General features: G+C 66.7%; 15 protein-coding genes. 4 read left to right on the forward strand and 11 right to left on the reverse strand.

Features of this window, described 5'->3' with window-relative positions; translation table 11 throughout:
* Both I71_RS19705 and I71_RS19710 read right to left on the reverse strand, forming a co-directional pair.
* The coding region (locus tag I71_RS19705; protein WP_042696827.1) for an efflux RND transporter permease subunit at positions 1–2,969 on the reverse strand (2,969 nt) is incomplete at its 3' end.
* A complete protein-coding gene (locus I71_RS19710; RefSeq protein WP_049976205.1) occupies positions 2,966–3,994 on the reverse strand; it encodes an efflux RND transporter periplasmic adaptor subunit in 1,029 nt (342 codons plus the stop codon). The genes I71_RS19710 and I71_RS19705, both read right to left, overlap by 4 nt.
* A 192-nt stretch (positions 3,995–4,186) precedes the next feature.
* Here I71_RS19710 and I71_RS19715 point away from each other — a divergent pair, with 192 nt between their 5' ends.
* Positions 4,187–4,810, forward strand: coding sequence for a glutathione S-transferase family protein (locus I71_RS19715; RefSeq protein WP_042696833.1), 624 nt, complete (start codon positions 4,187–4,189; stop codon positions 4,808–4,810).
* A 40-nt stretch (positions 4,811–4,850) separates the two neighbouring features.
* Here I71_RS19715 and I71_RS19720 read toward each other — a convergent pair whose 3' ends face one another.
* From I71_RS19720 to I71_RS19750, 7 genes are all read right to left on the reverse strand, one after another.
* On the reverse strand, positions 4,851–6,080 hold the full coding sequence (locus I71_RS19720; protein WP_042696836.1) for a phenylacetate--CoA ligase family protein: 1,230 nt from the start codon (positions 6,078–6,080) through the stop codon (positions 4,851–4,853).
* Between the two features lie 62 nt (positions 6,081–6,142).
* A complete protein-coding gene (locus I71_RS19725; RefSeq protein WP_042696924.1) occupies positions 6,143–6,925 on the reverse strand; it encodes an ABC transporter ATP-binding protein in 783 nt (260 codons plus the stop codon).
* A 160-nt stretch (positions 6,926–7,085) separates the two neighbouring features.
* Positions 7,086–8,366, reverse strand: a complete 1,281-nt coding sequence (locus I71_RS19730) for an ABC transporter substrate-binding protein (protein WP_042696839.1) — start codon at positions 8,364–8,366, stop codon at positions 7,086–7,088.
* A 53-nt stretch (positions 8,367–8,419) separates the two neighbouring features.
* Positions 8,420–9,493, reverse strand: coding sequence for a branched-chain amino acid ABC transporter permease (locus I71_RS19735; protein ID WP_042696841.1), 1,074 nt, complete (start codon positions 9,491–9,493; stop codon positions 8,420–8,422).
* A gap of 7 nt (positions 9,494–9,500) precedes the next feature.
* The gene (locus tag I71_RS19740) at positions 9,501–10,388 is read right to left on the reverse strand and encodes a branched-chain amino acid ABC transporter permease (protein ID WP_042696844.1); all 888 of its coding nucleotides are present in this window, start codon (positions 10,386–10,388) and stop codon (positions 9,501–9,503) included.
* Positions 10,389–10,599: 211 nt separating this feature from the next.
* The gene (locus I71_RS19745) at positions 10,600–12,543 is read right to left on the reverse strand and encodes a long-chain fatty acid--CoA ligase (RefSeq protein ID WP_042696847.1); all 1,944 of its coding nucleotides are present in this window, start codon (positions 12,541–12,543) and stop codon (positions 10,600–10,602) included.
* Entirely contained in the window at positions 12,543–13,445 is a 903-nt protein-coding gene (locus tag I71_RS19750; protein WP_199902214.1) for an ABC transporter ATP-binding protein, read from the reverse strand. The genes I71_RS19745 and I71_RS19750 overlap by 1 nt, the downstream gene beginning before the upstream one ends.
* A gap of 201 nt (positions 13,446–13,646) precedes the next feature.
* Here I71_RS19750 and I71_RS39925 point away from each other — a divergent pair, with 201 nt between their 5' ends.
* From I71_RS39925 to I71_RS19760, 3 genes are all read left to right on the forward strand, one after another.
* Positions 13,647–14,579 (forward strand): AMP-binding protein, encoded by a 933-nt coding sequence (locus I71_RS39925; RefSeq protein ID WP_244433935.1) that lies wholly within the window; start codon positions 13,647–13,649, stop codon positions 14,577–14,579.
* Between the two features lie 72 nt (positions 14,580–14,651).
* Complete coding sequence (locus I71_RS39930) at positions 14,652–15,389, forward strand: AMP-binding protein (protein WP_244433936.1); 738 nt, start codon at positions 14,652–14,654, stop codon at positions 15,387–15,389.
* A 70-nt stretch (positions 15,390–15,459) separates the two neighbouring features.
* A complete protein-coding gene (locus tag I71_RS19760; RefSeq protein WP_042696849.1) occupies positions 15,460–16,029 on the forward strand; it encodes a TetR/AcrR family transcriptional regulator in 570 nt (189 codons plus the stop codon).
* A gap of 4 nt (positions 16,030–16,033) precedes the next feature.
* On the opposite strand, the gene I71_RS19765 is transcribed toward I71_RS19760, so the two are convergent.
* Positions 16,034–19,000, reverse strand: a complete 2,967-nt coding sequence (locus I71_RS19765) for a methyl-accepting chemotaxis protein (protein ID WP_042696850.1) — start codon at positions 18,998–19,000, stop codon at positions 16,034–16,036.
* Positions 19,001–19,276: 276 nt separating this feature from the next.
* Positions 19,277–19,771, reverse strand: a complete 495-nt coding sequence (locus I71_RS19770; RefSeq protein ID WP_042696854.1) for an Lrp/AsnC ligand binding domain-containing protein — start codon at positions 19,769–19,771, stop codon at positions 19,277–19,279.
* Positions 19,772–19,833: the final 62 nt, after the last annotated feature.

Genomic DNA, 19,833 nt, shown 5'->3' on the forward strand with positions numbered 1-19,833 from the left:
AAGTCCAACAGCAGAATGGAATTGCGCACGATGATGCCGGCCAGCGCAATGAAGCCGATCATCGAGGTCGCGGTGAGGCCCGCACCGAACAGCCAGTGGCCGAACAGGATGCCGATCAGCGTCAGCGGCACCGGCACCAGGATGACCAACGGCAGCTTGAAGCTGCCGAACTGCCCGACCACCAGCAGATAGATGCCGAGGATCGCCACCGCGAAGGCCGCTCCCATGTCCCGGAAGGTGACATAGGTGATCTCCCATTCGCCGTCCCACAACAGCGCGGGCCGGCTCTGGTCGTCGGGCTGCCCGTGCAGCAGGATGTCCGGCGCGGCGCCCAGGCCGACGGCCTTCCAGTCGATCTCCATCAGCCGGTCCTGCACCGCCAGCATGCCATAGACCGGCGCCTCGAACCGCCCGGCAAGGTCGGCCGTCACCATCTCGGCGAACCGCCCGTTGCGACGGAACAGCGGATGCGAGGCCGGCTCGCGCGTCATGGTGACGAGATCGCCCAGCTCGACCGTGCCTCGCGCGCCCGGCACCGGCGTGGCAAGGATGCGTTCGGACAGGAAAAGCCCGGATTTGGGCAGTTGGACGGCGATTTCGATGGGATTGCGCCCGGTGCCACGGTGCGAATAGCCGACCGGCACCCCGCCGATCAGCGCCTGCAACGTGTCATAGACCGCCTGTTCCTCGACCCCGTGGAACTCCAGGCTTTCATGGTCGAGGGCGAAGCGCAGCCGCTCGCCGGGCGGCCGGACGGTGGTGTCGACATCGACGATGAAGTCCACGCCGCGGAAGGCGTCCTCGACGATGTGCGCCGTCCTGTTCCGCGTCTCGACATCGGGACCATAGACTTCGACCAACAGGGTGGAGAGCACCGGCGGACCGGGCGGCACCTCCACCACCTTGATCGTCGTCCCCTTGGGCACCGCCAGCCTCTTCAGCCGGGCACGGACGTCGAGCGCGATCTCGTGGCTGCCGCGGCTGCGCTTGCCCTTGGGCGCGAGGTTGACCTGAAGATCGCCCTGTTCCGGCTGGTCGCGCAGGTAATAGTGCCGCACCAGACCGTTGAAATTGAAGGGAGAGGCGGTGCCGCCATAGGCCTGGACGCTGTCCAGTTCCTGCAGGCCGGCAATCGCATCCGCGGCGCCCAGCAGCACCCGCTCGGTGTCTTCCAGGGAGGCGCCGCGCGGCAGATCGACGATGACCTGGAGTTCGGACTTGTTGTCGAAGGGCAGCAGCTTCACCGCCACGTCCTTGGTGTAGAACAGCGCGGTGGAGGCCAGCGTCGCCGCCCCGACCGCCAGCAGGAAGATCCAGGCCCGCCACCTGTTGCGGATGAGCGGCCGCGCCACCGCCAGATAGATTCGGCCGAGCAGTCCGCCGTCGCGATGTCCCGTGCCGTCACTCCCCCCGCCGATTTCGCCGGCCGTTGCCTCGCCGGGGCGGAGTTTCACCATCAGCCAGGGTGTCAGCACCATGGCGACGAAGAAGCTGAACAGCATCGCCGCAGAGGCGTTGGCCGGAATCGGGCTCATGTACGGCCCCATCAGGCCGGAAACGAACATCATCGGCAGCAGGGCGGCGATGACGGTCAGCGTGGCGACGATGGTGGGGTTGCCGACTTCGGCCACCGCCTCGATGGCGGCCTGGACCTTGCTGCGGCCGTCACGCATCGCCCAATGGCGGTCGATGTTCTCCACCACGACGATGGCGTCATCCACCAGGATGCCGATGGAGAAGATCAGCGCGAACAGACTGACCCGGTTGATGGTGTAGCCCATCAGCCAGGACGCGGCCATGGTCAGCAGGATGGTGGTGGGGATGACGATCAGCGTCACGACACCCTCGCGCCAGCCGATCGCCAGGACGATCAGCGCGACGATGGTCACGGTGGCGAGCGCCAGATGGAACAGCAGCTCGTTCACCTTCTCGTTCGCGGTCTCGCCATAGTTGCGGGTGACTGTCAGCGCCAGCCCCTTCGGCAGCGAGGTCGCCTGGATGGCGCCGACACGCTCCAGCACGCGCCCGGCGATGGTGACGGCATTGGCGCCGGCCCGCTTGGCGAGGGAAATCGTGACCGCGGGCGCACGCCGCAGCCCGCCCCGGCCGTCGGGGGTCATGGTCCAGGCCCGGCTTTCGTCCGGCCGGGATCCCACAACGACATCGGCCACGTCCTTCACATAGACCGGGCGTCCGTCGCGGGTGGTCACCAGCAGCAGGCCGATGTCCGCAATCCCTTGCAGGGTCTGGCCCGCCACCACCGGCAGGCTGCCGCCCTGCGCCCGGACCGAGCCGACGATGAAGGAGCGGTTCGCGTTCCTCACCTTGTCGACCAGCTGGGTCAGCGTCACCCCGAACAGGGCCAGCCGTTCCGGATCGGGTTCCACCCGGATCTGGTCGGGACGGCCGCCGACGACCGTGCTCTTGCCGACATCCTCCACCTGCACCAGCTGGGCCAGCAGCTCTTCGGCGACACCATGCAGGGCGGTATCGGTCCAGCGTTCCGCCTCCTCAGGCTTCGGCGCCAATGTCAGGGTCAGGATCGCCACATCGTTGATGCCACGCCCGACGATCAACGGCTCGGGAATGCCGAGCGGGATGCGGTTCAGGTTGGCCCTAACCTTCTCATGCACGCGCAGGATCGCATCGTCCGCCGAGGTGCCGACCAGGAACCGCGCGGTGACGACGACGCCATCGTCCATGGTCTGGCTGTAGGTGTGTTCGACCCCGTCGATGCCCTTGACGATCTCCTCCAGCGGCTTGGTCACCAGCTCGACCGCATCGCCCGCCTTCAGACCGTCGGCACGGACCAGGATGTCCACCATCGGCACGCTGATCTGCGGTTCCTCCTCGCGCGGCAGCGATAGCAGCGCGACGACACCGACGACCAGGGACGCAAGCAACAGCAGCGGCGTCAGGGGCGAGCGGATGAAGGTCCGCGTCAGCACCCCGGAGATGCCGAGCCTCATCGTGCAGCCTCGGGCCGGACGATCACGTCGCCGGGCCGCAAGCCGGACAGCACCTCGATCCCGCCGGGGCTGCCGTCCGGCGCGGGGATCGGGCCGCCGACCTGAACCGGCGTTTCGCTGTCGTCGGCAAGCCGCAGGAAATCGGTGCCGAAACGGCGCAGGATCCAGTCCGGCGGGACCAGGATGGCCTCGCGCGTGCCGGTCGCCACATAGACGCGCACCCGCTCGCCGACGAAGAAGTCGCCGAGGCCGGCGACCGTGGCGTCGGCGACGACCTGCCCACCCGACAGCTCCGGATAAACCTGACGGACGGTCCCGCGCTTCAACCCCGTCTCGCCACTGGTGGCCGGGGACGGAGACAACCCGCGTTCGCCGATCAGCACAGGGTCTCCCTCATGAATGAAGCGGGCATGCCGCTCCGGCAGATGCAGACGCAGCACATAGGTCTCTGTCGCGATGCTCGCCACCGTCTCGCCGGACACCACCACCGCACCGTCGATTGCCTTGACCTGCAGGATCCGCCCGCTGGCCGGCGCCAACACATCGCCCTCGCGCAGCTGTTGTTCGATCACCGACCGATCCGCCTGCATCGCCGCGATCTGCGCACGGTTGACATCGACCGCCGACTGCGCATCGTCCAGCCGCTGCTGTGTGCCCGTCCCGCTCGCCCGCAAGCGGCCGGCCCGGTCCAGTTCCAGCTCGGCCTGATGCTGTTGCGCCTGCATGGCGCGGATGCGCGCCTCCAGGGCCGCCAGCTGCAAGGGCAGCTTCGGATCGACAACGGTGGCGATCAGCTGTCCGGTAACGACCCTGTCCCCTTCCCTCACCGTCAATGCGGCGACGGTGCCACCGATGCGGGTGCGGGCGAGCGTTTCCCGGACGCTTTCCACCGTCGCGAAAACAGCCTTCAGATCCTCGACCTGCTGTTTCTCGACGGTGAGGCTTTGCGGTGCGGAGGATTGTGCGTGTGCCGCCAATGGACTTGCCGCAACGGCCAGAAGGATGGGAATGGATCGAAGAAGCATGAAATGCCGGCTCGGTTGGCAGGGACAAACAGCCCCGATGATAATTTAGTTTTTTCTAATTTACTATCGTCGAATGATTCTGGTGTACCAGCGGACGCGCTTTCCACTGGCATGGCCGGGGCGGTTGAGGCCATCCTCCCGGCAACACCGCCCCCGGCCGATCCGGGTCGGCAAATCAGGGAGACAGAGATCGTGACCGCGCCCTTCATCCTCTATGGCAACGTGAATTCCCAGCCCGCGACCCGCATCGCGCTGTTCTTCCGGCTGGCCGGCATTCCCTTCCAGTACCGTCACCTCGATCTGCGCGCCGGCCAGCAGAAGTCGCCGGAGTATCAGGCGATCAACCGCTTCGGCCGGGTGCCGACGCTGGTGCATGGCGACCATTCGATCTCGGAATCCAGCGTGATCCTGACCTATCTGGCCGAGCAGACCGGCAAGTTCGGCGGCCGGGACGAGGCCGAGACGCTGCGCCTTGCCGAATGGCTGAGCTGGCTGGCCGACGTGCTGTTGCCGGTGCAGCGCGCCCGCGCGGTGCGCAAGTTCAACGGCGATGCCAATGCCCTGCCCTGGCTCGACGGCGCGGCGGCCAGCGGGTTGAAGCTGTTCGACCAGCATCTGGCCGGGCACAGCTACATCCAGAGCGAACGCCTGACCATTGCCGATCTCTTCGCCTTCCCTTGGATCGATCTGCTGAGCGAATCCGGGATCGAAGAGAAGGACTATCCCAACGTCAAGACCTGGGCCGACCGCATCCGCGCCCAGCCCGGCTACAAGCCGCAGTATGAACTGATGCCGCAGGCGGACGCGGAGTGCTGAGGTAGGACGGACGGTTGCGGCGGAGATCCGCCGCAACCATTCAGCCCCGCGTGTCGTCGATCACCTTGCCGTCGTTGGGCAGGCTTCCCGGCGCCACGAACTCCACCGCCCCCTTGAGCTTCGTCACCGACGCCAGGGTTTCGCGGATGGCAGCAGACAGCACTTCTCCGCTCTCCTCCGCTTCGCAGCGGAGCGTCATGGTGTCGCTGGCGTCCTGACGGCCGACGACCAGACGGGCGCGGGCGAGCTGGGGATGGCGGCGCAGCACCTCGGCGACCTGGCTCGGGTGGACGAACATGCCCTTGACCTTGGTGGTCTGGTCGGCCCGGCCCATCCAGCCCTTCAGCCGCATGTTGGTGCGGCCGCAGGGGCTGGTGCCCGGCAGCACCGCCGACAGGTCGCCGGTGGCGAAACGGATGAGCGGATAGGCCGGGTTGAAGATGGTCACCACCACCTCGCCGACCTCGCCGTCGGGAACCGGGTCGCCGGTGCCGGGACGGACGATCTCGACGATGCAGCCCTCATTCACCACCAGACCGGAGCGCGCCTGGGTCTCGTAGGCGACGATGCCGAGATCGGCGGTGCCGTAGCATTGGGTGACGTCCAGCCCGCGCGCCTCGTAGAAGGCACGGGCGTCGGGCAGGTAAGGTCCGCCCGACACGGCGGCGATGCGGATGGAAGAGACGTCCAGCCCCAGCGCGTCGCCCTTCTCCAGGATGATCTTCAGGAAGTCGGGCGTGCCGATATAGCCGCGCGGCTTCAGGCTGGCGACGACCTGGGCCTGCATCTCGGTGTTTCCGGTGCCGGCCGGGATGACGGCGCAGCCGATGGCGTGCGCCCCCGTCTCGAACATCGAGCCGGCCGGAGTCAGGTGATAGGCAAAGCAGTTGTGGGCGAGGTCGCCGGCGCGGAAGCCGGCGGCGAACAGCGCGCGGGCGCTGCGCCAGGGATCGGCCCCATGCGGTTCGGGATCGTGGATCGGGCCGGGCGAGGCGAAGACGCGGGCCAGCCGCCCGATCTCCACCGCCGCCAGACCGCCGAAGGGCGGGTGGGCCTGCTGCAAGGCGATCAGGTCGGACTTCCGCGTCACCGGCAGGGTGGCGAGCGCGGTGCGGTCGTGGATCGACGCCGGGTCGATGTCGGCCAGCAACCGGCGGAAGTAGGGGGCCGCGTCCTTGGCATGGTGCAGGTGGACAGGCAGCGCCGCGAACTGCTCGGCCTCGCGCCGGTCGGAGGAACGGGTTTCGAGGTCGTCGTAGAAATCGGTCATGGTCGTTCGTCCGTTCAGGGGTCGGCCGAGGTGACGCGCATCGGCAACGGGAACCATTCCCCTCAAATCCAGCGCTTGCGCCGCTTGAAGCTCTTCAGGTTCTTGAAGCTCTTGCGCTCTTCGTTGCCGCCGCCGAGGTAGAATTCCTTCACGTCCTCGTTGTTGCGCAGTTCCTCCGCGGTGCCGTCCAGAACGACCTTGCCGTTCTCCATGATGTAGCCGCGGGAGGCTGCCTGGAGGGCCATGCGGGCGTTCTGCTCCACCAGCAGGATGGTGACGCCGAGATCCTTGTTGATCTGCTGGACGATGCTGAACACCTCCTTCACCATCAACGGCGACAGGCCCATGCTGGGTTCGTCCATCAGGATCAGCTTCGGCCGGGCCATCATCGCGCGGCCGATTGCCAGCATCTGCTGCTCACCGCCGGACAGGTAGCCGGCAAGGCCGGTGCGCTCCTTCAGCCGGGGGAAATAGCTGAAGACCATGTCCAGATCATCCTTCACCCCGTTGTCGCGGCGGGTGTAGGCGCCGAGCCGCAGATTCTCCAGGCAGGTCATGTCGGCGATGATCCGCCGGCCCTCCATCACCTGGAAGATGCCCTTGCGGACGATCTGGTCGGGATCGATGCCGTTGATGCGCTCGCCGTTGAAGGTGATGTCGCCGCGGGTGACCTCGCCGTCCTCGGTCTTCAACAGGCCGGAAATCGCCTTCAGCGTCGTCGACTTGCCGGCGCCGTTGGCGCCGAGCAGGGCAACGATCTCACCCTCCGGCACCTCCAGGCTGAGGCCGCGGAGCACGAGGATGACGTCGTTGTAGACGACCTCGATGTTGTTGACGGACAGCATCGTCCGCTTCGCAGCCGTGACGGGCGGTGCGATTGCAGCGTTGGTCGGGGCGGCCGTGGCGGTTGTCAGCATGCGGCACCTGAGCTTTTCGGAAGATGACTGGTCGGAAGAAGGGGGCGCCCCCGCCGGAGAGCAGCGGAGGCGCCGGATACTCAGCGGTTTACCAGCCCAGCCATTCCGGCTTGCGCGGGACGTCGACGGTGGTCAGCTTCTCCAGCTTGATGGTGCCGGCCTTGACCAGATCGTCCACGCTGGCGCCGGTGTCGCCGCTCACCTGGGCACGATAGATGTTGACCGCCGTCATGCCGCGGTGGTCGGTGTCGGTCCAGGTCGAAGGGACGCAGACGCCCTCCAGCCCGGCGGGCACCCAATCCTTCTTCTGGTACATCGCCTTGCGGATGTTCGGACCGGTGACGCCGCCGTTCTTCGACGCCCAGTCCATCGCCTCCTTCATGTAGAAGGCGGTGCAGACGCCGGCCATGTAATGCACAGGGCGATAGGCGTTGCCCGACGAATCGGAGATCTTGGAAATCTCCTTCAGCGTCTTCATGCCCGGCGCGTCGCCGTTCCAGGTCACGGCGGTGCGCATCGGGAAGACCACGCCGTTGGCGGCCGATCCGGCGGCCTTGGCGGCGTTCTCGTCCATGCCCCAGACATTGCCCATGAACTGAACCTTGGCACCGACCGTCTGGCAGGCCTTCAGCACCGAGATGTTGGAGCCGGCGGTGTTGCCGAGATAGGCGTAGTTGGCGCCGGCCTCCTTCAGGGTCAGGCACTGGGCGGTGTAGTCCCCGGGGGTCAGCGCGAACTGCACGGCCGGCAGCACGTCGAAGCCCAGCTCCTTGGCCAACTGCTCGCCGGCATCCTTCGGCGCGTTGGGATAGGGGTGGTTGGCGCCCATATGGACGTATTTGGGCTTGCCCTGGCCGCCCTGCTTCTTCCAGTCCTCCGCTGCCCACATCAGCATGCCGCGCAGCGCATCGGAATAGGAGGGACCGTAGAAGAAGTTGTAGGGCGCCGGCTTGGAGCCGTGCGGACCCTTGCCGGTCGGGTCGGTCAGGTGGCCGGAGTAGGAGCCGGAATAAGCCGGAATTTCGTCCTTGCCGACGAAGCCGGTCAGCGCCTCGGTATCCGCGGTGCCCCAGCCCTGGAGAGCGGCGATCTTGTCGCTGCCCGACGACCATTTCTTGTACTGGCTGATGGCGCGCGGCGCCTGATAGCCGTAGTCGACGGTGTCGACCGCCAGCTTTGTGCCGTTGATGCCACCCTTGGAATTGATGTAGGCCAGCGCGTCCGCCACGCCCTGCGCATAGGGCACGCCGACGTCCGACGTGGCGCCGGACTGGTCCGCCAGATGGCCGACCGGGATGTCGGCGTACGCCGTGGCGGAGGTCGCCAGCAGGAAGGCAGAGGTTGCAAAGAGCGCGGTCTTGATCGACATGGTGCGTTGACTCCCCATTCTGTTCTGTTTGTTGATCGGCAAAAGCGTACGCATCAGTGCGAGAAGGGATAGAGCTTCCAGTAGGCCTTGATCTGCTTCCAGCGGTGGGCCAGCCCGTCCGGCTCGAAGACCAGGAACAGGATGATGACGAGGCCGATGGACATCTCGCGCAGGAAGGCGATGTTGTCCTTCAGGTTCAACGCGGTATCGATGGCGGTGCCGCTGACCAGCTTGGTCAGCGCCTGCATCGCCTCGGGCAGGAAGACCATGAAGGCGGTGCCCATCAACGTGCCCATGATCGAGCCCAGCCCGCCGATGATGATCATGCCCAGGAACTGGATCGAGAAGAGGATGGTGAATCCCTCGACCGACACGAACTGGAGATAGTGGGCGTACAGCGCGCCGCCGATGCCGGCATAGAAGGCGGAGATGCCGAAGGACATCGTCCGGTACTTCGTCAGGTTGATGCCCATGATCTCGGCGGAGAGATAATGATCGCGCACCGCCACCAGGGCGCGGCCGTCGCGGGTCCGCATCAGGTTGGTGGCAATGATGTACATCACCACCAGAGCCACCAGCGCCACGTAGAAGAAGCGCTCGTCGGTGTCGAAGGCGAAGCCGAAGACGGTCAGCGGCTCGGCGATGGTGCCGGCGGTGCCGCCGGTGAACCAGTCGGCCCGCGCGAAGAAGTCCTGCAGGATGTACTGCGCCGCCAGCGTGGCGATGGCAAGGTACAGGCCCTTCAGCCGCGCCGCCGGCATGCCGAACAGCAGGCCGACCAGCGTCGTCATCACGCCGGCCAGCGGGATGGCGAGCGCAACCGGAACGCCCAGGCTGTTGTTCGCCCAAGCCGACGCGAAGGCGCCGAAGCCGAAGAAGGCGGAATGGCCGATGGAGATCTGGCCGGTGAAGCCGACCAGAATGTTCAGGCCGAGGGCTGCGATGCCGAGATAGCCGATCTGGATCAGCAGGCTGAGCCAGTAGCGGTCCATGAAGGCCGGGCAGGCCAGCAGCAGAACCACGCCCAGGATCGCGAAGTTGCGGCTGGTCCTGGTCGGGAAGATGGTGGTGTCGGACCCGTAAGACGTCTTGTAATCGCCGCTCGGGATGATGCTGACAGATGCCATGGGGGCCTCACACGCGCTCGATGTCTTTGGTGCCGAACAGGCCGTAGGGCTTGATCATCAGGATGGCGATCAGGACGTAGAAGGGCGCGATCTCGTACATGTTGCCCCAGTTCAGCCACTGGCTGTCCAGGTAGTGCGCCATGTTCTCCAGCACGCCGACAATCAGGCCGCCGACCACGGCGCCGATGACGCTGTCGAGACCGCCGAGGATCACCGCCGGGAACACCTTGATGCCGAAGAAGGACAGGGCCGACGACACGCCGTTGACCACGCCCACCGTGACGCCGGCCACCGCCGACACCATGGCGGAGATCGCCCAGCTCATCGCGAACATGTGGCGGACCGAGATGCCCAGCGACTGGGCCACCTGCTGGTCGAAGGCGGTGGCCCGCATGGCGAGACCGGTCCGCGAGTATTTGAAGAACCAGCCGAAGCCCGCCATGATCAGGATCGAGATGAGCAGCGACATGACATAGACGGTCTGCACCTCCAGCCCGAACAAATTGACGGTGGGGCTGGCGAAGATCGGCGGGAAGGGCTTGGCGAAGACGCCGAACATCCACTTCATCGCCGCCTGGAAGACGATGGACAGGCCGATCGTCACCATGATGACGGAGATGATCGGCTCGCCGATCATCGGCCGCAGCACGACGATCTGCAGGATGACGCCGAAGACCAGCATGAAGGCCAGCGTGATCGGGAAGCCGATCCAGAAGGGCAGCTGCCAGCTGGTCAGCAGCCACCAGCAGGTCCAGGCGCCGATCAGCAGGAATTCGCCCTGCGCGAAGTTGACGATGCGGCTGGCCTTGTAGATCAGCACGAAGGACATGGCGACCACGCCATACAGCGCGCCGACGATCAGGCCGTTGACGAGAAGCTGAAACAGAAGAGTCATGGCGTGGCCTCGCCCGTGAGGATCGCGTTATCCCCTATCCCCCCCATCGCAAGCGCAGCTTGCGATGCCGACAGGCGAAGCGCAGCTTCGCCGAAAGGCGGGGAGAGGGTTAGGGTGAGGGGGTTGCACGGCAAGGAGCGTCCGGCAAACGGATCCCCCTCACCCATCCTCTCCCCGGGGGGGAGAGGGGTTTTTCCTGTTTGCATAGGCATCACGCCGCGACCGGCTGCCGCGGTGCCTTGGCAGCAGCCGGGGCCAGGTCGATGACGGTCAGGGTGGTGCGGATGCGCTGCTTGGTGCCGTCCTGGAAGGCGATGGTGGTGTCCACGTCGATCTTCGGCTGGCCGGCATAGATGCTGTCGATGATGGTGCCGTACTTCTCGGCGATGACGCCACGGCGCACCTTGCGGGTGCGGGTCAGCTCGCCGTCGTCGGCGTCCAGCTCCTTGTAGAGCAGCAGGAACTTGGAGATGCGCTGATACTCGGGCAGCGTCCGGTTCACCCGCTCCACCTCCGCCCGCAGCAGGTCGTAGACCTCCTGCTTCGATGACAGGTCGGAATATGTGGTGAAGGCGATGCGGTTCTTCTCCGCCCATTTCGAGACGATGGGGAAGCGGATGCAGATGATCGCCGACAGATAGTCGCGCCTGTCGCCCAGGATCACCGCTTCGGCCACATATGGCGAGAACTTCAGCTTATTCTCGATATATTGCGGGCTGAAGCGGTCGCCGCCAGCGGTGGTGGCGATATCCTTGATGCGGTCGATGATGACCAGATGGCCCTTCTTGTCGAAGAAGCCAGCGTCACCGGTGTGCATCCAGCCGTCGCGCATGTCGGCGACGGTCGCCGTCTCGTTGCGGTAATAGCCGGCGAACATGTTGGGGTGGCGGGTGACGATCTCGCCGACACCGTTGTGGTCGGGCTCGATCACCTTCACCTCGATGCCGCTGTCGAACGGCACGCCGACGGTGTCGAAATCCACGTCGGTGCCGCGATGGACGGTGTAGGCACCCATCGTCTCGGTCTGGCCGTAGATCTGGCGCAGCGGCACACCCAGCGCCTGGAAGAACTTGAAGGTGTCGGGGCCGAGTGCCGCACCGCCGGTCGCAGCAGATTTCAGGTTGGTGAATCCCAGCCGGTCGCGCAGGGCCTTGAACAGGATGGCGTCGGCCATCGCCGACCGCTGCCCCTTCGCCAGCGCCTCCAGCCCCAGCTTCATGCCGAGATCGAACATCTTCTGCTTGAAGGGCGAGGCGTCCATCATGCGGGCGCGCACGTCGGCGGCGATCTGCTCCCACAGGCGGGGGGCGAACAGCACGAAGGTCGGCCCGATCTCGCGGAAGTCGTGCATCATCGTCTCGGCTTCCTCGACGAAGTTCACGCGCATCCGCGACACCATGCCCATGCCGACCGCATAGACCTGCTCCATGATCCAGGACAGCGGCAGGACCGAGACATACTCGTCCTCCGGTCCCTTGGGATCGGCGGACAGGTAGCTGGCGACATGGCGGATCAGCCGCCCGGCCGGCAGCATCGCCATCTTCGGGTTCGACGTGGTGCCCGAGGTGGTGCAGAGGATGGCGACCTCGTCGCCCTTCGTCGCTGCGACCATGCGGTCGTAAAGGTCCGGCTGCTGCGCATGCAGCTCCTCGCCCATCGCCACCAGCTCGGTGACCGGCATCAGCCGGGGATCGTGGTATTTGCGCATGCCGCGCGGGTCGGAATAGAGGATGTGCTGCAGCGTCGGCAGCCGGTCGGCGAGATTCAGCAGCTTGTCGACCTGCTCCTCGTCCTCGGCGAACACCACCTTCACGTCGGCATAGGTGATGAGGTAGGCAACCTCCTCGTCCAGCGCATCGCGGTAGATGCCCAGGCTGTAGCCGCGCACGGCATGGGTGGCGACCTCGCCCATCACCCAGTCGGGACGGTTGTCGCCGAGCAGACCGACCACCTCGCCGGGCACGACGCCGAGCTTGGTCATGCCCAGCGCGAAGGCGCGGACGCGGGCCTGCACCTGGCCCCAAGTGAAGGTCCGCCAGATGCCGAAGTCCTTCTCGCGCATGGCGATGTCGCCGCCATGCTCGCGGGCGTGCAGGGCCACCAGCTTCGGCAGCGTGTCGTTGACGGCCAGATCGGGAAGGCTGTTGGCGGCCATCACGCGACCTCCTTCCGGGCGGGCGGAACGACGGTGGTGGCGGGTGCCTCCTCATCCTCGTCGTCCTCGCCCAGATAGGCGCGGCGGACGCGGGGATCGGCCAAAACCTCCTCCGGCTTGCCTTCGGCGATCTTCTTGCCGAATTCCAGCACCATCACCCGGTGCGAGATGTCCATGACCACGCCCATGTCGTGCTCGATCATGACGACGGTCATGCCGAACTCCTCGTTCAGGTCGACGATGTAGCGGGCCATGTCCTCCTTCTCTTCCAGGTTCATGCCGGCCATCGGCTCGTCCAGCAGGATCAGGTCCGGCTTCAATGCGATGGCGCGGGCCAGTTCAACCCGCTTGCGCAGCCCGTAGGACAGCGTGCCGGCGGTCGCCTTGCGCACATGCTGGATTTCGAGGAAGTCGATGATCTCCTCCACCTCGCGACGGTGGGACAACTCCTCCGTCCTGGCGCCGGTCAGCCAGTAGAGCGACCCGGTCAGGAAGTTGTTCTTCAGCAGGTGGTGGCGGCCGACCATGATGTTGTCGAGCACCGTCATGTGCCCGAACAGCGCCAGATTCTGGAAGGTGCGGCCGATGCCGAGCGAGGCGCGGTGGTTCGGGGTCATCCCCGTTACGTCGCGCCCCTTGAAATAGACCTTGCCGTCGGTCGGACGGTAGCGGCCGGAGATGCAGTTGACCATCGAGGTCTTGCCGGCCCCGTTCGGGCCGATGATCGAGAACAACTCGCCCTTACGGATGCCGAAACTGACGTCGGTCAGCGCATGGACGCCCCCGAAGCGCAGATTGACGCCCCGAGCCTCGAAGATGGTCTCCGCCTGGGTGGTGGGCGACTTTTGGCCAGGGAAATTTTGGCCAGGGCCGGGGTGTGGTGCGACGGGCGCGCCTGACATTTCCTCCTCCGTTGCTGTTGGTACCGCTTCTCGGGGGTCACGATCCGGCTCTTTGGCGACCGGCTGGGTCCATATTGTGGACCGTTTCATGAGCAACTTCCGCACTATATACCGGCTCTCCGTCTGTTTTCAACACTGACATTCCGCTATTGCATGTTTTTTGGCGCGACAAGCCGCTTTCTGGTCCATATTATGGACCCCATGAACAGCCATGCCGATATCGTTCCCCCTGCCGCCGCGGCGAGCGCGGCAGGCGGCACCCAGAGCCTGGAACGCGCCATCGCCCTGCTGCGCGCGGTCGCCGACGCCGAAAGCGACGGGGCGCGGCTGGCTGACCTGATGGCGGGCGTCGGGCTGTCGAAAGCGACCGCCCACCGGCTGTTGATGGCGCTCGCCCGCGACGGGCTGGTGGAGCAGGACGGCCGCAGCAAGCGCTATCACCTCGGTCCGGATCTGGTGGCGCTGGGCGATCTGGCGGCGCTGCGTCACCGTCCGCCGGCACCTTCCCCTCCCCCCGCTTTGCCCCAGCCGCCGGAGGCCGCGCCGCCGCCGATGGCACAGCCCTCGCCGCCCACCCTGATGGTCAGGCCGTCGGCCTTCCTGCGGCCGGAATATCGCGGCGACTCCATCGCGCTGGCCACGCTGCTGTGCGACCGCCATGTCCGCGCCGCCGATGGCGCGCGGGCGGCGTTGCTGCATGAAAGCGTGGCCGGCCAGACGACGGAGTTGAGCTTCGCCCGGTTGGCCCGCGATTCGGCGCGATTCGCCGCCGTGCTGGCCGGCATGGGGGTGGGAGCGGGCGACCGGGTGGCGGTCCTGCTGCCGAAGGGGCCGGAACTGCTGATCACCGCGCTGGCGATCTGGCGGCTGGGTGGCGTCTATATGCCGCTGTTCACCACCTACACCGCCTCGGCCGTCGCCTACCGGCTGGCCGACAGCGAGGCGCGGGCCATCGTCACCAACGGCTTCCTCCGCCGCAAGGTGCCGCGCGACAACACCCGGCCGGTGGTGACGGTGGAGGGCGACGAGGCATTCGGTCCCGACGCCGTGCCCTTCTGGTCGTCACTGCACGCGGCCGCACCGCTTGCCGAGGTGGCGCGCTACCGCGAAAGCGACGCCTTCGCCCTGATCTAAACCTCGGAGTCGGAGCCGACGCCGCTCGGCGTCTCGCTGCCGGTCAAGGCGCTGTCCGGCATCGAACAGTACATGCGCATGGGCCTCGACCTGCGCGACGACGACATCTACTGGAACATGGCCGATCCCGGCTGGGCCTATGGCGCCTATTACGGGCTGGTCGGCCCGCTGCTGCTGGGACGGACGACGATCTTCTGCGACGGTCCCTACGATGTGCGGCAGGGCTACCGCATGCTGACCAAGTTCGGCGTCACCAACCTGACCGCCGCCCCATCGCAGATCCGCGCCTGGCACGGCGCCGATCCCGCCGTGTCGCACCAGACCGCGCTGCGCATCCTGTCGGTGGTCGGCGAACCGCTGCCCCCGGACCTGATCGCCTGGGCCAACCGGACGGTGAAGGTCCCCCTGCTCGACCAGTACGGCCAGCGCGAGACCGGCATCTTCATCGTCAACCGCTACGACCCCGACGGCATCGGCCGTCATGACTCCGAGGGACCGGAGGGCGGGGACACGGCCCAGCCGCCCAGCGGCTCGCTCGGCCGGCCGATGCCGGGCTTCCGTGTCGTCATCCTCGACCCCGACGGGCGGGAGGCGCCAGTGGGCGGCGCCGGCGAGCTCGCCATCGACGTCGACCACTCGCCGTTGTTCTGGTTCGAATCCTATGCCAACAACCCGGACCGCACCGCCCGGCGCTTCCGTCATGGCCGGCGCTATTACCTGACCGGCGACCGCGCCTTCCTGGACGGCGACGGCAACATCCATTACCGCGGCCGGGCGTCGGACGCGATCCAGATGCAGCAGGGCGAATAGGCAGCAGCCCCCCTTTTCGGGTATAGAACGCAACCGGAGATGCGGCAGCCGAGAATCGCGAAGGACGGGTATGGAATCCAAGACGAAGAACCGCGAATCCTGGCTGGCCGCCGCCTTCGCGGCGCTGGCCGAAGGCGGCGTCGACACGGTGCGGGTGGAGGTGCTGGCGAAGGCCCTGAAGGTCACCAAGGGCAGCTTCTACTGGCATTTCCGCGACCGCACCGACCTGATGAACGCCCTGCTGGACAGCTGGAAGCTGGGCCGCATCGCCGCGATCAAGGAGCAGACCCGGCTGGACGGGCGCGAACCGGCACAGCAACTGCGCGATCTGCTGGCGCTCTATGGCGGCAGCAAGCCGCGCGGCATGGCGATCGAGCTGGCGGTGCGCGACTGGGCCCGGCGCGCGCCGGAAGCGGAAAGTGTGATCGCCGAGGTCGACCGCGAACGCCTGCACAGCGTCGCCGGCCTGTTCGTCGCACTCGGCCTGCCCGCCGACCAGGCCTTCGCCCGCGCCTACCTGTTCTACGCCTTCGCCTTCGGCCAGGGCCTGCTGGCTCCCGGCGCCGCCGCCGACCGGGCCGACATGGTGCGGGCGATCTGCGCCGACGTGCTGGTGCCGTCGGCGCACCCGCAATCCTGAACCGTCACGGCAGATAGGCCAACCGCAGATTGCCCCAGTGGCGACCGCGAACCAGGATCGGCGCATCGACCTCCTTCAGCCGGACCGTCTGGCCGCCGCCCATGTCGCGGCGGTAGGCCTGCAACAGGAACGGCCGGGTGTTGCGCGCCGCGGCGAGACCGGAACGGTCGACGAAGACGCGGCGGTTGCGGCAGTGGGCGGCGTTCCAGGCAGCATCGCCCGGCCGCTGCGGTTCGGAATAGCAGGCGTTGTGGGTCGGCAGATACCCCACGCCATTGACCGCCGCACAGAACTGGAAGCGCGGGTTGGAGGCCAGCACCGGATCCTGGATCGCCGGGAACAGACGGTCGGTCAATTCGGTGAAGGGGGCGAGGCACTGTTCCGGTTCGGAGCCGGCTATGGTGGACAGCTCGGTCGAGAACAGCGCCTCTTCGCCGATGCCGCCATTGGCAAGCGCCCCCTCCAGCGCCCGGCCCAGGGCCACCGCAGCGTCCTGCGCGGTGCCGATGATGGCGGAATCGGCTTCGATCATCGCATTGTATGCGCTCTCCAGGCGGTTGGCCTGGGCGTCCGAAAGATCGTCGAATGCCAGATGCAGACCCAGATCGCTGGTTCCGGCGACGATGGCCGGCAAATCGCCGACTTCGCGCAGGGTCACGGTCAGCCGCGTCTGCTCGGGCAGATCCGGCAGACCGGCGCTGTCGATCAGGAGGCCGTCCAGCGACAGGTCCAGCATGGTGACGGTGCGCCGGTCATCCGCCACGGTCATGGCGATCGGCTCCTCGCACGGGATGCGGTTGGAGACGCGGCGGTCACCGGCCACCGACTGGCGCAGGGCGATGACCAGCCGGCGCTTCAGGTCGGCCACCGCGGCCTGGGTGTCGGTCATGCGGCGGCTGACGTCGGTGGCGATGCCGGTGATCTCGTCGGTCTGGTCGCGGATCCGCAGAACGCTGCCCGACACCTGGGAGGCGCCGCCGGCGGAGTTGGTGGCGCTGCGCCCGATCTCTGCGTTGGCGGCGGACTGTTCCTCCACCGCCGCGGCGGTGGCGGCGGCGGCCTCGTCGATCTCCTCGATCACCGAGATGACGGTCTGGATCGCAGTGACGCTGCCGCCGACCGCCTGTTTCAGCTGCTCGATCTGGCGGGCGATGTCCCCGGTCGCACGCGAGGTCTGGTTGGCGAGCTGCTTGACCTCGCTGGCCACCACGGCGAAGCCCTTGCCCGCCTCTCCCGCCCTGGCGGCCTCGATGGTGGCGTTCAGGGCCAGCAGGTTGGTCTGGCCGGCGATCTCGTTGATGAGGTTGGCGACCTTGGCGATCTCCTCCGTCGCGATCTCCATCCGGCCGATGGCGCTGGCGGAGCCGCGGGCGCTGTCCACCGCGCGCCGCGCCACCTCGCTCGACCGCGCCGCCTGCCGGGCGATCTCGTGCCCGGAGGAATTCAGCTCCTCCGTGGCGGCGGCGACCGATTGGGCATTGGAACTGGCCTGCTCCGACGCCGCCGAGACAACGACCGTATTCTCGCGCACCACACCCAAGGCATTCATCAGGTGGTGGATGCCGTCGCCGGCGCGACGGCTCGCCAGTTCCACCCCCATCCAGGTGGAATCGATGTCGCCCTCGATCGATTTGCAGGTTTCCAGCAGGGCCTGCCGGGTCAGCGCCTTCTGGCGCAGCTCCGTCTCGTGCTTTTCGTGGAGGCCATAGGCCAGCTTCGCCTTCATGGCGTTCAGTTCGGATGCCACGCGCTGGAATTCGGGAACGCCGATGGCGGGCATCGGCTCGGTCAGGGCGCCGCTGGCGATGCGCTCGAAAATCCTCTCCAGCACCGCCAGCGGCCGCCGCAGGTTGCGCAGGATGGCCCAGCCGGACAGGAGGGCGAACAGACCGCTCAGCAGCATGGCGGCCACCACCTCGTAGAAGCGGCTCTTATAGTCCTTTTCGGCCTTCTCGAACTCCTCGCGCGCCACCCGGACCTGAAGCTCCAGCAGGGCGTCGGCGACGCGGTGCAGGTCGGCGAAGGCCGGGCGGATGATGTTGCGCAGATGGGAGTCCAACCCGGCCGCGTTCCTCTCCCGCGCCTGCGCCAGCGCCGGTGCGATGCCGGTCTGCAGATAGGAGCCGACCAGCGGTTTGAATTTCTCGGCGAGAAGCGTTTCCTCCGGCGTCAGGTAGGTCGCCAGATAGTCGGCCAGCAGGCGTTGAATCGCCGCGGCGTTGGCGGTGACCTCGCTGTCGACCGTAGCCGGATCGCCGGCGCCGCTTCCGGTCCGAAGGTCGGCGGCGAGATCGGTCAGGCGCTGCCGGCTGTCGCGGGCAAGGTTCTGGATCTCGCCGATCTGATAGGCGGGAACGGTGCGGTCCTCATACACGGTGCGCAGCGACTGGTTGGAGTTCGACATGCCGTCCAGTCCCAGCCATCCAGCCAGCAGGATGGCGAGGGTCAGCAGCGCGAACACCGCGGCCATGCGCCCCGACAGGCTCGCCCGGGCATGGACGGCGGCCCGGCCGACGCGGCTGCGGCGCTTCAGCACGCCGCCGGACAGCACCAGCCCGGCATGGCCGGCGCGCATCTCCGCATACAGCGCGCCGGCTGCCGCGATTTCCTCGCGCGACGGCTTGGACCGGATGGAGATGTAGCCGACGACGGCGCCATTCTCCATCACCGGGGTGACGTTGGCCCGCACCCAATAGAAATCGCCACACTTGGTGCGGTTCTTCACCAGCCCTTCCCAAGGCTGTCCGCTCTTCACCGTCGCCCAAAGGTCGGCGAAGGCCTCCTTCGGCATGTCGGGGTGACGGACGATGTTGTGCGGGGCGCCGATCAGCTCATGGTCGTCGAAGCCGCTGATCTCGACGAAGGCCTGGTTCACGAAGGTGATGCGCCCGCCGGTGTCGGTGCGCGACACCAGGGGAACCCCCTCGGTCAGATGGACTTCCCGGTCGGTGATCGGTGTGTTGACACGCATGAGGCGGTTCCGCTCCAGCCAAGGTCTCGACGACATCGGTCGGGCGATTGGGTGGAACGAATGCCACCCGGCAACCAAATCGGTCGCCTCACCGGACCGACCGTTTCGCTGCAAGTGGCATGCCGCGTCATTTTGTCAGCAAACGAACAAGCTTCCGCTTCCGACCGCAGCGACAACGCGCGCTCCGCGGCCTTGCTCGTCGCAAAATGCATTCGGAAACTGGAGACTGGTCCCAACGTATTATGCAATTTGGAAAAAGCTATACTGTCTGATCGTTCAGCTGCGCAACGATCCGGCGGACAGCCCGTCCAGCGGAATGGCGGTGACGCTCTTGACCTCCTCCATCACGGCGTAGGTGTGGGTTTCCCGCACGCCGCGGGCGGTGGACAGCAGCTCGCCGAGGAACAGGCGGTATTCGTTCATGTCGCGCACGCGGGCCTTGACCAGATAATCGAAGCCGCCGGCCACCATATGGCATTCCATGATCTGCGGCATCCGCAGCACGGTGGCCTTGAAGTCGTCGAAATTGTCGGGTGTGGTGCGGTCCAGCACCACCTCGACGAAGACCAGCATGCCGGCTTCCAGCCGGTGCGGGTCGAGCAGCGCGACATAGCGCTGGATGATGCCATCGGCCTGCAGCCGCTTCACCCGCTCCAGGCAGGCGGCCGGGCTGAGGTTGATGCGGCGCGCCAGCTCCACATTGCTGAGACGTCCGTCATCCTGCAGTTCGCGCAGGATCTTGATGTCGGTGGAATCGAGGCTGCGGTCCATCGGCGGCTCGGAATGCTGTTCGGTTCAAGCCCCCGATCCTAACGGAAAGATCGGGACCAGGC

This window comes from Azospirillum sp. B506 (assembly GCF_000333595.1).
Lineage (GTDB): Bacteria > Pseudomonadota > Alphaproteobacteria > Azospirillales > Azospirillaceae > Azospirillum.